This window comes from Chryseobacterium viscerum (assembly GCF_025949665.1).
GTDB classification, from domain to species: Bacteria; Bacteroidota; Bacteroidia; order Flavobacteriales; family Weeksellaceae; genus Chryseobacterium; species Chryseobacterium viscerum_A.
In genome coordinates this window covers 101,611-116,577 of sequence record NZ_JAPDFT010000006.1, presented here as the reverse complement: position 1 = coordinate 116,577, position 14,967 = coordinate 101,611, and the positions used below count along the sequence as shown (strand labels likewise).

Annotated in this window: 16 protein-coding genes; 12 read left to right on the top strand and 4 right to left on the bottom strand. The window is 35.7% G+C overall.

From position 1 onward, the window contains the following. Positions 1-42 precede the first annotated feature (42 nt). Positions 43-690, bottom strand: coding sequence for an O-methyltransferase (locus OL225_RS21105; protein WP_264519497.1), 648 nt, complete (start codon positions 688-690; stop codon positions 43-45). A gap of 130 nt (positions 691-820) precedes the next feature. After that, the gene (locus tag OL225_RS22090; protein ID WP_407296040.1) at positions 821-976 is read right to left on the bottom strand and encodes a CCPGW family putative bacteriocin; all 156 of its coding nucleotides are present in this window, start codon (positions 974-976) and stop codon (positions 821-823) included. 136 nt (positions 977-1,112) lie between these two features. On the opposite strand from OL225_RS22090, the gene OL225_RS21100 reads away from it, so the two are divergent. The 4 genes from OL225_RS21100 to OL225_RS21085 all read left to right on the top strand — a co-directional run bounded on the left by OL225_RS21100 (position 1,113) and on the right by OL225_RS21085 (position 3,978). After that, on the top strand, positions 1,113-1,373 hold the full coding sequence (locus OL225_RS21100; protein ID WP_264519496.1) for a hypothetical protein: 261 nt from the start codon (positions 1,113-1,115) through the stop codon (positions 1,371-1,373). A gap of 419 nt (positions 1,374-1,792) precedes the next feature. After that, complete coding sequence (locus OL225_RS21095; RefSeq protein WP_047373541.1) at positions 1,793-2,386, top strand: hypothetical protein; 594 nt, start codon at positions 1,793-1,795, stop codon at positions 2,384-2,386. A gap of 52 nt (positions 2,387-2,438) precedes the next feature. Next, complete coding sequence (locus OL225_RS21090) at positions 2,439-3,011, top strand: hypothetical protein (RefSeq protein ID WP_264519495.1); 573 nt, start codon at positions 2,439-2,441, stop codon at positions 3,009-3,011. After that, entirely contained in the window at positions 2,974-3,978 is a 1,005-nt protein-coding gene (locus OL225_RS21085) for an HTTM domain-containing protein (protein WP_264519494.1), read from the top strand. Before OL225_RS21090 ends, OL225_RS21085 begins: the two co-directional genes overlap by 38 nt. 52 nt (positions 3,979-4,030) lie before the next feature. Here OL225_RS21085 and OL225_RS21080 read toward each other — a convergent pair whose 3' ends face one another. Next, positions 4,031-4,864, bottom strand: a complete 834-nt coding sequence (locus OL225_RS21080) for an OmpA family protein (protein ID WP_047373543.1) — start codon at positions 4,862-4,864, stop codon at positions 4,031-4,033. An 87-nt stretch (positions 4,865-4,951) separates the two neighbouring features. Between OL225_RS21080 and tilS the strand changes: the two genes are divergently transcribed. The 6 genes from tilS to OL225_RS21050 all read left to right on the top strand — a co-directional run bounded on the left by tilS (position 4,952) and on the right by OL225_RS21050 (position 12,647). Next, on the top strand, positions 4,952-6,301 hold the full coding sequence (tilS, locus tag OL225_RS21075) for a tRNA lysidine(34) synthetase TilS (RefSeq protein WP_264519493.1): 1,350 nt from the start codon (positions 4,952-4,954) through the stop codon (positions 6,299-6,301). Next, positions 6,291-8,363, top strand: a complete 2,073-nt coding sequence (locus OL225_RS21070) for a protein-disulfide reductase DsbD family protein (RefSeq protein ID WP_264519492.1) — start codon at positions 6,291-6,293, stop codon at positions 8,361-8,363. The genes tilS and OL225_RS21070 overlap by 11 nt, the downstream gene beginning before the upstream one ends. 136 nt (positions 8,364-8,499) lie before the next feature. Further along, on the top strand, positions 8,500-10,035 hold the full coding sequence (locus OL225_RS21065; RefSeq protein WP_264519491.1) for a T9SS type A sorting domain-containing protein: 1,536 nt from the start codon (positions 8,500-8,502) through the stop codon (positions 10,033-10,035). 315 nt (positions 10,036-10,350) lie between these two features. Beyond that, entirely contained in the window at positions 10,351-10,872 is a 522-nt protein-coding gene (locus OL225_RS21060) for a biopolymer transporter ExbD (protein ID WP_047373546.1), read from the top strand. A gap of 111 nt (positions 10,873-10,983) precedes the next feature. Next, entirely contained in the window at positions 10,984-11,766 is a 783-nt protein-coding gene (locus OL225_RS21055; protein ID WP_264519490.1) for an alpha/beta fold hydrolase, read from the top strand. A gap of 74 nt (positions 11,767-11,840) precedes the next feature. Beyond that, a complete protein-coding gene (locus tag OL225_RS21050; protein WP_047373548.1) occupies positions 11,841-12,647 on the top strand; it encodes a patatin-like phospholipase family protein in 807 nt (268 codons plus the stop codon). A gap of 49 nt (positions 12,648-12,696) precedes the next feature. Here the strand turns inward: OL225_RS21050 and OL225_RS21045 are convergent, their stop codons facing one another. After that, complete coding sequence (locus OL225_RS21045) at positions 12,697-13,701, bottom strand: DHH family phosphoesterase (RefSeq protein WP_264519489.1); 1,005 nt, start codon at positions 13,699-13,701, stop codon at positions 12,697-12,699. Between the two features lie 235 nt (positions 13,702-13,936). On the opposite strand from OL225_RS21045, the gene rpmH reads away from it, so the two are divergent. Both rpmH and OL225_RS21035 read left to right on the top strand, forming a co-directional pair. Next, positions 13,937-14,095: a 50S ribosomal protein L34 gene (rpmH, locus tag OL225_RS21040; RefSeq protein ID WP_039365072.1), complete on the top strand. Its 159-nt coding sequence runs from the start codon at positions 13,937-13,939 to the stop codon at positions 14,093-14,095. 153 nt (positions 14,096-14,248) lie between these two features. Beyond that, a complete protein-coding gene (locus OL225_RS21035) occupies positions 14,249-14,959 on the top strand; it encodes a cell division ATP-binding protein FtsE (RefSeq protein ID WP_047373550.1) in 711 nt (236 codons plus the stop codon). Positions 14,960-14,967: the final 8 nt, after the last annotated feature.

The following is a 14,967-nucleotide window of genomic DNA, read 5'->3' as shown; positions in this document are numbered from 1 at the left end:
ACCTGTACTCTCTTTAAATGTTTTAATCTTAGGATATTTTTATTACTTTCTGCGAAGAAAGTTGACTCCATCCCGCAAAGGTAAAATAAGATTTTCAAAATCTTCGTCTTTTGCCGCTAAATCATTCAATTCCTGAATAGACTGGGTTGACTTCAGCTTCGGATTTTCTTCAAGCACTTTCCCGTACCACAAAACATTATCAAACAGGATTACTGTTCCGGACTTGGTGTGGGGTTTTATCAATTTAAAATATTCTGCATAATTCTCCTTATCAGCATCTACAAAGATCAGATCAAAAAACTCCTCTGTTTCTTTTAAATATTCTTTGGCATCCTGAAGTTTAAAATCAATCTGACTGGCATATTCACTTGACTCAAAATATTTTTTCGGAAGATAAGCAAGATCTTCATTCACATCCAATGTTGTAATTTTTCCGTCTTTTGCCAATCCTGATGCAAGGCATAGCGTAGCATATCCTGTGAATGTTCCTATCTCCAAAATACTTTTCGGCTGCAGCATCTGGGAAATAATAGTCAATAACCTTCCCTGCTGATATCCGGAAATCATGTGAGGCTGTGTCGTCTTCTGGTAAGTCTCTCTTCTCAGTTTTTTCAGAATTTCGGATTCCGAAGAAGCGTGTGCTTCCAAATATCTGTCCATTTCAGGATTTTTTTCTTCAAAAAAACTCATACCATTATAATTTAAAACAAATTTAAGGATTTTAAAGCTAGTTTTTAAATTCAACAAGAAGATACAAAAAAAGAGAGAAATGAATCCCTCTCTTTTTCTTAGCCATATCTAAATTTTATGTAAAAAATCATTATACAGCTATACAATATTGTCTTATACCGGCACAAACCCATCCCGGGCAGCACTTTGTTTGCGGGCTGGTACAAAATATCTGTGGATTACACCCTCTAATAGCACCTTGTACGGTTTTCATTTCTACTCTTGAAAGCTTTTTTGAATTTTTCATAATTATTTTGTTTAGTATTAATTTCCTACTCTTTAAGATTTTCGGACACCTCTTTAATTATTTCCTTTAACGGAGATTTAAATATACATATTCTTTTATTAATCAACTAATTAAATGAATAAAAATCTACACATCAGTGAAAACCCCATATAAAATACCGGGAAAATACGGATGGTATTTTTGTGGTATCCGTTGTAAGTTTGCAATGAGAATAAGGGGTAAAAACACTAAGAGAAACAAGATGATTGCAGGAGAGACACAAACTAACCATGAGAATCACAAAAAAGTTATGCTGAAAGGCAGAACTGATTCTTCTGCAGCAAAAACTAAGAAAGAAATATCCACTTCATTTTTGCTACGAATTATTTCGCTCCTGAAAAAGGAAGAATTAATTTGATTAAAAATAAATCCCGACCACCTTCGGGATTTGTTTTTGTTTTAAGGCTATACTATTCTGAAAAAGTCACATCAGATACCTAATTATCGAATCAACAATCTAATCCCATTCCGGGACCATTTTCCCTAACTTCAATTTAAAAGAACTTTATTGAGTTCATCCGATAGATCTGTGCTATCAACATCACAAAACAGTCTGAATCACCTTTAAACAGCCTGTTATTTTGCGATTCTCATCTTTCCAATCTTTATATTTCAATAGCAACAGGTTAAAGTCCTTATAAAAAAACAGGATAAACACTTATTCTTAAGCACTTACATAATTCTACATTTGATCTAAGTTTCTCAACCATGAAACACTCACAGAAAGGAGGCCCCCGAAAATCCTAAAACAGAGTAGGGATATTTTAAAACATCCACATGAAAACAAAGACTTTATTTTTAATTGGAGCAATAGTGGGACTTGTTATAATATTTTCCCAGCTAAAGCCTCAGGAAATGTCTTTTTATAAAGAAAAAGGCAATTACATTGTAGACAACAATTACATCCTTAAAGATGTCAAAAAAATTTCTGATGAAGACATAAAGAGTTTACTAAGACTACAAAAACTTCATCAGAGCAGTTTGGGTACCAATTTTATTATTTACAAAATCAACAGACAGTATATCATCCGCGGATGTCTGATGAAAGCCAATATTGACTGGAAAAAATATGGTGATCTAAGAGCTAAAGTAGATGGTATCCTTCAAAAATACGGAGCCAAAGAACTTGGAGCAGATTATTATGCCATTCAAAACAATCAGGTTGCGACGAATGCTGCTCTACTAAGCCAGAAAGATATCGCTTCTTTAGGTAAACTTACTATAAGAGGTGCTGAAGAATATACGATCTGTCCACCAACTATGGGAAGAAAGAATCTTACCAATGTGATCATAAAATCTTACAAAGTTAACACAGCCATTGATCCACGAATCAATGTCAAGCTTAACAATGTGTTGGTTAACTACAAATAACCGTAAAAGGCTGTTTTTGTTCTGAAGGCAGCCTTTTCTTAAATCTTTTGTCATGAAAAAAAAGCTTCAGTTATCCGGAATTTTTATTGTTCTATTGATAGTATTCACAATTGGTATGAAGGGAACATTTGATGGCTACTATGGTTTTTATTATGAAAACAGAAACTATAAAAAGCCCCTGGCCTATACAGTTTCGGAAAATATTGCCCAATTAAAGCCAGTCAATATATTTACATCATATACTGGTTTTGATACAGGTTATGGCTTCTATGCTCCCAATGTTGCCAGTGATTTTGTGATGAGCTTTGAACTGAAAGATAAGAAGGGAAATATTCTGGAACAAAAGGCCATGCCTTATTTTAAAAGTAAGGAGAGCAGAGTGAGATATACTACTGTTTTTAATATGTTTCTGGATAAAATTTCTAACAAGAACACATATGACCGCAAGTATTATCAATATCTGGATATTATTATCAAACAGATTGCAGAACATGTGATGAAAGAAAATCCAAAAGCCTCAAGTGTTACTACAAAGCTTTATTTGTACGACTACCCTTCTATTGCAGATTTCAGACAGGGAAAAACGAATGAAAATCTTATTCTTATTGATGAATTCAAACATTAAAGTGATGAAAAAGCTGAATGTACTCTATACCAAAACTGAAAACTTCTTTTTCAGACAGGATAATCAAACAGAATTCCTGAGCTTCTTCCGGATTGCAATTGGAACGATTATTCTTTTACAGTTTCTCGCAGTCATGCCGGATTTTGACAAACTATTTTCAAGCAGCAGTATCATCCCGCAGGATATTATGAGTGTTTTCACTCCTGACTGGCTGATTACCTTCTCAAAAATCGTCAGCTTTTTACAAAGCTTTGGCATTGAAGAAAGCACAACGATTGTGATAACCAAAATATCATTTATTACCTTGTGTATTTTGATCATTACTGGTTTTTATTCCAGAGTTTCAGCTTTCCTTTTGCTTATACTACAGATTGCTTTACTCAAGGGAAGTTCTTTCTTTGCTTATGGTGCAGATTTTTTCACGAGCATGTCACTATTTTATCTGATCCTGTTTCCCGCCGATCATTTTTTTTCCCTCAGGAATTTTATTTTTAGTAAAAAAACACAGGAAATAAATATCACTCCTGTCAAAAGATTATTTCAGATTCATATATCTATTGCTTATTTTTTCTCCGGATTAGATAAAGCTTTAGGTTTCAATTGGTGGAACGGCGAATCTATCTGGAAGGCCATTCATCTTCCTTATTCCAACAGAGATCTGAATTTTGATTTCAGCTGGCTTATAGAACATTCCTATATCCTAAGTTTCATGGGATGGAGTACAATTATCATCGAGATATGCTACCCGTTTTTCATCTGGTACAAACCAACTCAGAAAACATGGCTTTTCCTGACGGTTTCTATGCATATAGGAATTGCACTCGTTCTTAATTTATATTACTTTTCAGCCATTATGATTGTATGGAATATCACCAATTTTTATTTTGAGCAAACTGCTAAAAAAGCAGTTCCCTTTTCAAAGAAAAAAATATCAGCCCATTATATTCCGAAACAGATTAACTCATAAAACAATAAATCCCGAATTGCTTCGGGATTTATTATTATGTATGGTTGAGTAATTATTTCTTAGGAGCGATATCCATCAGTTTCATAAACTCATCAAGTTTAGGCATAATGATGATTTCCGTTCTTCTGTTTTCTCCTCTTCCTGAAACGCTCATGTTGGTAGCTTTCGGGTTGTATTCAGAACGACCTCCTGCTGTAATTCTTGCAGGATCTACTCCAAACTGGGTCTGAAGAACTTTAGCCACAGAAGTACCTCTTAATGCAGAAAGATCCCAGTTGTCTCTTGGAAGATTTGGAGAGTTCAACGGAGCATTATCCGTATTCCCTTCAATCAACACTGAATATTTATCATAATCATTGATTACTTTAGCTACTTTACCTAACACTTCCTGAGCAGCAGGCAGAATATTGTAATCCCCTGTTTTGTACAACATATTATCTGAAAGAGAGATCATTACAACTCCTTTCAATACCTTCACCTGTACATCCTGATCTGATACATTATCTAAAGATCTTTTCAGCTTGTTAGACAATGCCAGATTCAAACTGTCATTCTTAGCGTTGTTAGAAATCAATTGTTTGATATAAGAATTGGAAGCATTGATTTCACCTACCAATTTATCAATATTGGCAGAGCTTTTTCCGGTGTTGGAAAGACATGCATCAAGTGATGATTTTAAAGCATCATGCTGGCTTTTCAGCAAGTTATTTTCACCAGTCAATGCAGAGTTCTGAGATTTCAAATCCTGAATTTCTCTCTGTCTTTCTCCGATATTTTCAATACACTGCTTATAGTTTGTGCTCAAAGCATCATACTGCTTTTTGCTGACACAAGATGTCATTCCCAGCGCCATTGCAGAAACTGCTACAATTTTTAAAATCTTCATAAATAATCATTTTTAGACTACTCAAAGTTAGGAAAATTCAATTGAATTATATCGGTTATCTTTGCATAAAAGAAATTCTCAACATCTATGTTGGAAAAATCAAGCTTTATCAGCCAATTAAAAAATCTCGTTCACGAACCGGAAAATCACACGTATCTTCTGGCGGTAAGCGGAGGAGCAGACTCTATGGTTCTTGCCTCTTTGTTCAGGGATTTAGGGCACGAAATCAAAGGTTCAAAATTCCAGTTTCAGGTTGCCCATATCAATTATAAACTCCGTGGTAATGATTCTGATCTGGATCAGAAAACGGTGCAGGATTTTTGTGAGAAAAATCATATAAAATTTCATTTGTATGAAGTTTCGGAAAAGGACCGGAAACCTGAAAACTCTATTCAGCTTTGGGCGAGGGAACTCCGGTATACTTTTTTTAAAGAAATCCAGGAAAAGGAAAAACTGGAATTTCTGGTTACTGCTCATCACCTGAACGATCAGCTGGAAACATTTATCATCAACCTTTCCAAAGCCTCCGGCATCAACGGATTGAGTGGAATCCCATCAAATGACAATGATATTCTCCGCCCGCTTCTAAATTTTTCAAAAAAAGAAATTTATCAGTTTGCTGAGGAGAACACAATTGAATTCCGGGAAGATCTTTCTAATAAAAAAAATGATTACCTGAGGAATAGGATTAGAAATGAGATTGTTCCGGTGCTGATGGATACAAATGATAACTTTCTGGAAAACTTCAGAAAAAGTTCTTTATATCTGAATCAAACTAAAGATTTTGTCCGGAAACAGATTCAGGAGATAGAAAATCGTCTTACGGTATTTAACCCAGACTATAAAATCTTATCAAAGGAAAAGCTGTACCAGGAAAGTGATTTCGTAAAATTTGAAATCTTAAAAAAATACGGATTCAACCAGGAGGAAGAAATTCCTAAAATTTTTAAGGCCGAAAACAACAGTTCCTTTTTTTCAGAAAAATATCAGTTGATTGTCAATCGTGATGAATTGATATTTATTGATAGAAATGATAAACAAGAAATCAAAGAGGAAATAATACTGATCGATCATTTTAATTTTTCCGAAAACCAAATCAACGTCAATCTCGTAGATTATATTGAAAGCATTGATGGAATCAATAAAGGATTTGAATGGGATTTTGATGCCGAAAAACTTCATTTCCCACTACGTTTGAGAAAACAAAAAGAGGGTGACGAGTTTTATCCATCAGGATTTTCCGGGAAAAAGAAAGTTTCTAAGTTTTTTAGGGACGAAAAATTATCTATTTTAGCGAGGCAAAAAATCTGGATACTGACAGACAGCAATTATTCTGTACTTGGGATTATCCCTTTCAGACAGGATAGAAGATATGCAAAGAATGAGAAGACAAAATGGAGTCTCAAAATTTTTAATGAAATGAACAATGAAATTTAGAAATTGGTTTTTATTAATTCTACTATTTTTAGCGACAGGGATTAATGCGCAGATAAAAAATCCTGTAAAGTTTAAATTCACCATCAACGACCTTGGAAACAATCAGTACGAAGCTGTATTGAATGCTACTATGGAAAGCGGATGGCATATTTACTCAAAAGACTTGCCGGAAGATACCGGAATTCCTACCGAGTATAAAGTTACGGGAAAGAATATTGAACTGATCGGGAAGTTTACCGAAGTAGGTAAAAAGCATGAAGAGTTTTCTGAAGCTTTTGGGGGAACAATTGTTTTTTACTCCAATTCAGCTGGATTTAAGCAGAAATTTAAATTAAAAGATCCTACAAAGCCTGCGGATGTCACTTCTGAAATTACATATCAGACCTGTGATGACAGAGTTTGTCTGGCTCCCAATACATTAGAATTCAATCAAAAAGTTACACCAAAAGGGGCAACGGAAGAAGCAGTGGCTACTGAAGAAACTGCAGCTGCGGTAAAAGATTCAGTAAAAACAATTGAAACGGTTACTGAAAATCCTTCAAAAACAGAAGCTACAATTACAGAAACCTCAACACTGGATCCTAAGCAGCTGAAAATTAAAAGCATAGATTTCAAAAAACCATTGACAGACTGCGGTACAGCTTCTGCTAAAGTAGATGAAAATTACTGGACTTATTTATTCCTAGGATTTATTGGCGGGCTAATCGCTTTGCTTACACCTTGCGTTTTCCCAATGATTCCACTGACGGTTTCATTCTTTACGAAAGGCAGCAAGAATAAGGCAAAAGGAAAGAGAGATGCTCTTATTTATGGGTTTTTCATCCTTCTTATCTTCGTTTTATTAAGTATTCCTTTCCACGTTATCGACGGAATTGCAGGCAATATCTTCAATGAGATTTCTACCAGCGTATGGCTGAATATTGCATTCTTTATCATATTTATTTTCTTTGCCGGAAGTTTCTTCGGGTATTATGATATCACTTTACCAAGTTCAATTGCCAATAAATCTTCTAAAGCAGAAGAAGCAGGAGGACTTATCGGTATTTTCTTCATGGCATTGACATTGGTTATTGTTTCTTTCTCTTGTACAGGACCTATTTTAGGAAGTTTACTGGGAAGTGCAGTAACGGGTTCTACTAACGTTCCGATGTTACTGACATTTGCATTGGCAGGATTCGGTCTTGCGTGGGCAATCGTTTTCGGACTATTGGCTTTATTCCCGCAAGCATTACAAAGTCTTCCGAAATCCGGAGGATGGATGAATACAGTAAAAGTGGTTTTAGGATTTGTGGAACTGGCTTTAGCCTTGAAATTCTTATCTAAAGCAGATCTTGTTTCTAAAACATTCTTCTTAAAAAGAGAACTTTTCATCGCAATCTGGATTATTGTTGCATTAGGATTAGCATTATATTTATTAGGATTCATCAGATTTCCGCATGATGATAAAAAACCTAAAATCTCCATTACAAGAAAGATATTAGGGGTATTGGGAATTGGTTTTGTAATCTACTTAATCCAGGGATTAATACCATCTGACCGTCCGAAACTTCAGCTTTTAAGCGGAATTTTACCTCCACTTAATGTAAGCTATTTTCATGATGAAAAAGACGGAATTTTAGGAATGCATCCGGAACACGACTTCTTTAAAGCAATAGAACTTGCTAAAAAAGAGGATAAACCCATCCTTATTGACTTCACCGGATACGGTTGTGAAAACTGTAGAAAAATGGAGGAGTTTGTATGGAGCGAACCGGACATTTTACCGATCCTTCAGAATGATGTAGTATTAGCATCTTTGTATGTGGACGACAAAGAAGAGCTTCCAGAGGATCAAAAAACTAAAATTGACCTTGGTGAAGGCCAAATCAAAAAGGTAAAAACAATCGGTGACAGATGGAGCTTGTTCCAACAGGTTAATTTTAATAATAACTCGCAACCTCACTATGTTTTAATCACTCCGGACGGAAAAGTAATCAACACTCCCGTTTCAGGATATATGCCAAAAGAGGATTTTAAAAAATTCCTTGAATGCGGAGTGAATTTCTATAAAAAGAATAAATAAATTATTTACATATCATCTAAAAACTCACACTTTATCGTGTGAGTTTTTTATTTTAAATGAATTGTGTACACCATAAAATACTAAAAGAAATGGAATTTTAATTATATTTGAATAACTATCACCAATTCAAATACATATGAGACATTTAACATCTACTCTTTTATTTTTTACTTTTTCCATATTCTCGGCTCAGACCGCACCTTCTATAGAATGGCAGAAAGCATTGGGAGGAAGCCAAAGTGAGACCGCTTATTCCACGCAGCAAACTTCTGATGGGGGGTACATTATGGCCGGAACTTCATCATCCAACGACGGAGATGTTAGCGGAAATCATGGTGAAGGAGATGGATGGGTGGTAAAAATGAGTAGCAATGGAAATATACAGTGGCAGAAAGCGCTTGGGGGAAGTAATCATGATGCAATCAAATCTATCCGGCAGACTACAGACGGAGGATACATTGCAGCCGGATCTTCCAAATCCAGTGACGGAGATACTACAATAAACCATGGGAATTTTGATTTCTGGATAATAAAAATGGATGCCAATGGAAATATACAATGGCAGAAATCTTTAGGAGGAAGTAATGTTGATGAAGCTCAATCCATTCAGCAGACTGCCGAAGGAGGATATATTGTAGCCGGAATCTCCAATTCTAATGATGGTGATGTCAGCGGAAACCAGGGAGAACAGGATTATTGGGTAGTAAAATTGGATAACTCCGGAAATATACAATGGCAGAAGTCATTGGGAGGAAGTGACAGTGATCAGGCGTCTTCTGTTCAGCAAACTTTTGATGGAGGATATATTATTGCTGGAAATACCATTTCTACAGACGGGCACATTACCGTAAGCTATGGAAACTATGATTATTGGGTTGTAAAACTTGATAGTTCCGGAAATATGCAATGGCAAAAAACATTGGGTAATATTGGAGATAATATGGGATATTCTGCACAACAGACTTTCGATGGCGGCTATATTGTGGTGGGTACTTCTTATGATCCTTCCAATATTGAAAATGGTCTTCCTGATTATTGGGTAGTAAAGTTAAATAATACCGGAGGTATTCAATGGGATAAATATCTGGGCGGAGGTGCTCACGATAACGCCATAACAATACGTCAAACTCCTGAATGGGACTATATTGTTGGGGGCTGGACAGCTTCGAACAATGGACAGGTAACCGGAAATCATGGTGATCTGGATTACTGGATCCTAAAACTGGACAGTAATGGAAATCTAAAATGGGAAAAAACCTTAGGAGGTCCAAGCGTTGAATACTTTAGTTCTATTGAGCTAACCAGTGATAATGGCTATATTGTTTCAGGAAATACCCTATCTACAAGTGGAGATATTACAGGACATCATGGTTCAATTGATGCCTGGGTAGTCAAACTAAGCCCGGAACAACTCGGAATCTCAGAAAGTCAAAAAATGAATCAACCTAACCTCTACCCTAATCCGGCAAAAGATTTCTTTTATGTGGATCATCTTCCCAAAGAAACTACTATCAGCATTACGGACATGTCCGGGCGAAAACTATTCTCTCAAAAATATAACGAAGAAAAAATTAAGATCAACACTTCTACATTCTCAGAAGGGATCTACATTGTACAGGTAAAAAACAAAGACGGAATCATCCTCTCAAAGAAAATAACAGTCAGCAAATAATGTATTTATCTACAAACATTTAAATTATTTATTATTTAGAAACATTTTTTATGATTTAAAAACTCGCACTTTATCGTGTGAGTTTTTTTGTGTAAGTCTTCATACAAAGATTATCCTGAAAATTCAACAATCAGCAAACCAACAATATCATGGTTATCATTTTTAAATCAAATAGATTAAAAGAGACAGAAATATTTAAAATTCGCATAAAAACAATCAATAGATTCATGAATCTATTGATTATTAACCAAACAAGGCATGTGTTTTGTAAGAATTCTTCAACAAACACCGTTTAACATTTAAAAATTTTTAATCATGGCAGAAGTAATTGCACAAGAAAAACAAGGCAGCAAACAAAAGAAAAAAATGATCAGAGTAGATATGACTCCTATGGTAGATCTGGGATTCCTATTGATCACTTTCTTTATGTTCACAACCAATTTTACAAAACCTAACGTAATGGATTTAGGATTACCGGCAAAAGATCCCAATACTCTTCCGACTGATCATGTAATCGGGGATCAAAATCAGGTTACATTTATCCTCGGGAAAGATAACCGTGTATTTTATCATCAGAGCAACCAGAAAGACTTGAATACAGGGAATCTTAAAGAAACTGATTTTAGTGGAATAAAAATTTCAAAAATCATTGCCGAAGCTTATAAGAAAGCACCGGCACCCGACAAATTCACCGTTATTGTAAAGCCAACGGATGAAGCCAATTATAAGAATTTTGTGGATATGCTGGACAACCTTGCAATATCTAAAAAGGAAAGATATGGTGTAACCGATATCAAACCCTGGGAAACAAAGGTTTACAAGGAATTAACTCAATAAAAGACGAAGAGCATTTTAAAAATGCTCTTTTTTGTTTAAATTTGAAAGGAGAAACGAATCTTCAGTACGTAACCGGCTGTATTATTTTTAACCTTCTATAATTTTGGAATCATGCTGAACTTTGAAAGAAAAGGAAACGGAAAAGAAACATTGGTACTTCTTCACGGATTTATGGAAAACCTATCCATCTGGAGCGATATGGAGCATCATCTTTCCAAAGATTTCTCACTGCTCAAAATTGACCTTCCCGGCCACGGACAGTCTGAAACTCTTGGGGAAGTTCACACCATGGAACTGATGGCCGAAGAAGTAAAAAAAGTTTTAGACCATCAGCACTTAGAAAAAATTCACCTTTTGGGACATTCGATGGGAGGATATACGTCTCTTGCTTTTGCAGAAAAATATCATAACTCTTTGAAAAGCTTAACATTATTTTTCTCTACCTATTTTCCGGATGATGAAGAGAAAAAACAACAGCGCATCAAAAGCTACAGAATTATAAAAGATGCATTTGCCCATTATGCAAGAGCCGGAGTACCCAATTTATTCAATCCAAATGAAAGAGATATACTGGAAGGAAAAATTGAAACTGCTCTTGAAACCGCCCTATCTACCAACAATCTGGGAGCTCTTGCCTGTGTAAAAGGTATGGTAGAAAGAACTGACAAAAAGCATGTTCTGGAAAGCCTGGATGCAAAAATCTTAGTATTGGCCGGTAAGCATGACAACGCTGTAAAAACCGATATGATGATCAAACATCTTCCGGACAGGACAAATATCAAATCTTATATTCTGGACTGCGGGCACAACGGGCATTGGGAAAAACCTGGTATCTGCGCCGAAATCATCAATACAGAACTTCTTCATAACCTTCCTAAAAAACTGGTTTTATAACCTCATTTTTCATGACAGATTAAAGTCTTGTTTAATAAAAAAATCCTGTATATTAGTAGAGAATAATATTCGTAATGGCTTTATTCTCATTCAAAAAAAAGAAACCACCGGCACCACCGGTTATCGGGCTTACACTTTCAGGCGGAGGAATGCGTGGGATTGCCCATATTGCCGTACTGAAAGCTTTGGAAGAATACAATCTGAAACCGCACATTATCTCCGGAACCAGTGCAGGCTCTATTATTGGTGCTTTTTATTCTTTCGGAAAAACACCGGATGAGATGATGGAAATTGTACGCCAGACTTCTTTTTTTTCCCGATCAGCTTTAAAGTTATCAAAAAACGGAATCTTCAGCTCCAATTTCATTTTAAAACTGTTCAAAGATTATTTCCCGCAAGATAACTTCAATATTCTGGAAATCCCCATGTATGTAGCTGCGACTGAAATGACCCATGGTATTGTAGATTTCTTTTCTGAAGGAGAGCTTTTCGGCCCATTGCTGGCATCTTCCAGTGTTCCTTTTATTCTTCCTCCGGTAAGGATAGGTGAGAAAATTTATGTCGACGGTGGTGTCCTGGATAACCTTCCCATTGAACCCATTATGGATAAATGCAACTTCCTTATTGCCTCCCACGTCAACTCAATCAGCTATGATGAATTAAGGAAAATGAGTCTGATGAAAGAATTTGACAGAATCCTTCACTTAGCCATTGCAAAATCTGTGTATTCTAAGGCAAAATATTGTAATATTTTTTTAGATCCGCCTAAGATGACGAAATACAGCCTTTTCAACAAACGATATATGGATGAAATGTTTCAGCAGGTGTATGAATATACCTGTCAGGAACTTGAAGAAAAAGGATTTCGTAAAGCTTTGTGAGTTTGAAAGTCACGGAAGTTTATCAAATCAGGGCTTTACTTTTTACTTGTTACAAGCCTTCCTCTTTTACTTTATTTTTGAAAGTTTCTATAGTTCCGGATAAAGAGTCTAAAGACTTTCCTCCGGCTGCATTGATGTGCCCGCCTCCATTGAAATATTTTCTTGAGAACTGGTTTACATCCACATCATCTTTACTTCTGAATGAAATTTTAACAAAGTCCTCGTACAGGTCTTCCATGAAAAATGCTGACATTTTTACACCGCCAATACTTAAACCATAGTTGACAAAACCTTCCGTATCTCCTTTCTGGAAACCTAATTCTTTCAATTCGTTTCTTGTAAGGCTTAATACTGCTACCGTTCCATCGTTCACCACTTCTATTCTTCCCAGAACCAAAGCAAGCAAATGCAGACGGGAAACTGTGTTGGTATCCCAGGTATTGGATGTGATCATCGCCGGATCTGCACCGTTTTCGATCAGGTTGGCAATAATTCTGTGGGTAGTGGCACTGGTAGAACGAAAACGGAAACCTCCAGTATCAGTCATGATTCCGGTATAAAGACATTCCGCCATATCCTGATTCACCAGCTTTTCATCATTCATTGCTTCAATGAAATGATAGATCATCTGTGAAGTTGCCGGAATTACGGTATCGGAATAAACAAAATCAAATTTTTCAGGCTGTTGATGGTGGTCAATAAGAATTTTCTTACCCTGAGCTTTCACCAGCCAGTCTCCTAATAATCCAATTCGTGATGGAGAATTAAAATCCAGACAGAAAATAACATCTGCTCCTGCAATCATATCAGATGCCAGCTTTCTTTTATATTCTGCAATAATAACTTTTTTAGACTCCGGCATCCATTTCAGAAATTTTGGAAAATCATTAGGCACAATAACTTCTGCATGAATTCCTTTTGCTTTCAGATAATGTTTCAATCCCAAACTTGAACCAATAGCATCTCCATCCGGGTTGTAGTGGGTAAGGATAACTATTTTGCTCTCTTGAGTAAGTAATGTATTGATATCTAAAAGTTCTGCTGGTGTAAACATCGGGTGTTTATTTTCGTTAAAATTAAAGTTTTCAAAGATAGAGCTTTTATATAAATCATTTAAATATTATTTTTGCACAGAGAAATGGTATTCTTATCAGGGGTTTGCCATTGTTCAATAAAAAAACATTGCATTTAATTTCAAAAAAAAATAATTAAAGTTTGTAACTTATAAAAATTTATATATCTTTGCAACCTGAAAATTAATAGATTAATTACGATTTAAACATATAGTAATGAGTAAAAGAACATTCCAGCCATCAGAAAGAAAAAGAAGAAACAAACACGGTTTCAGAGAAAGAATGTCTACGCCAAATGGAAGAAGAGTTTTGGCTGCGAGAAGAGCTAAAGGCAGAAAGAGTTTAACTGTAAGTGCTGCACGCGCTAAGAGATAATCTTTTTATTATCATATACAAAACATGCTTGAGAAGTTCCTTTTCAGGCATTTTTTGTTGTTAAAATTTACTAAAATTTAGGCTACATCAACATCTTTTTCTATTTTTAAAAGTTGAAATATTTTTGTTAGAAACAGCCTTTAAAATTAAATTATGCCACATACAAATATCTCCGGAGACAATATTATAAGTTTACAAAACGCAAAGATTGCGCAAAAAAACTTCACTGTACTTTCTGATGTAAATCTTAACATTAAAAAAGGTAGATTCTGCTATCTTATCGGAAAAACAGGTTCCGGAAAAAGTTCCCTTCTGAAAACGCTTTACGGACACATTCCATTAGCATCAGGACACGGAGCTGTTGTAGGATTTGACCTGGCAAAGCTAAAACCGTCTGATATCCCTAACTTAAGAAGAAAATTAGGAATCGTATTCCAGGATTTCCAGTTACTTTCTGACAGAACGGTTGAAAAAAACTTAAAATTCGTTCTTGAAGCAACAGGCTGGAATGACAAAGTAAAAATAGAAGACCGCATCAATGAGGTTTTGGGAAGCGTGAACATGAAAAGCAAAAAGCACAAAATGCCACACGAGCTTTCCGGAGGTGAACAGCAGCGTATTGCCATCGCAAGAGCCCTTCTTAACCACCCTGATCTTATCTTAGCGGATGAACCTACAGGAAACCTGGATCCAGAAACTTCCAACGAAATTATGACACTATTGAAACAGGTAGCCCTTGAAAACGGCGCAGCAGTAGTAATGGCAACACACGATTACCACATGATTCAAAACTTCCCTGGTGAAGCTATCAGATGTGAAGATGGAAAAGTATCTGTATTGGATACAGCAGAATTGTTTGAATAAGAATTTAA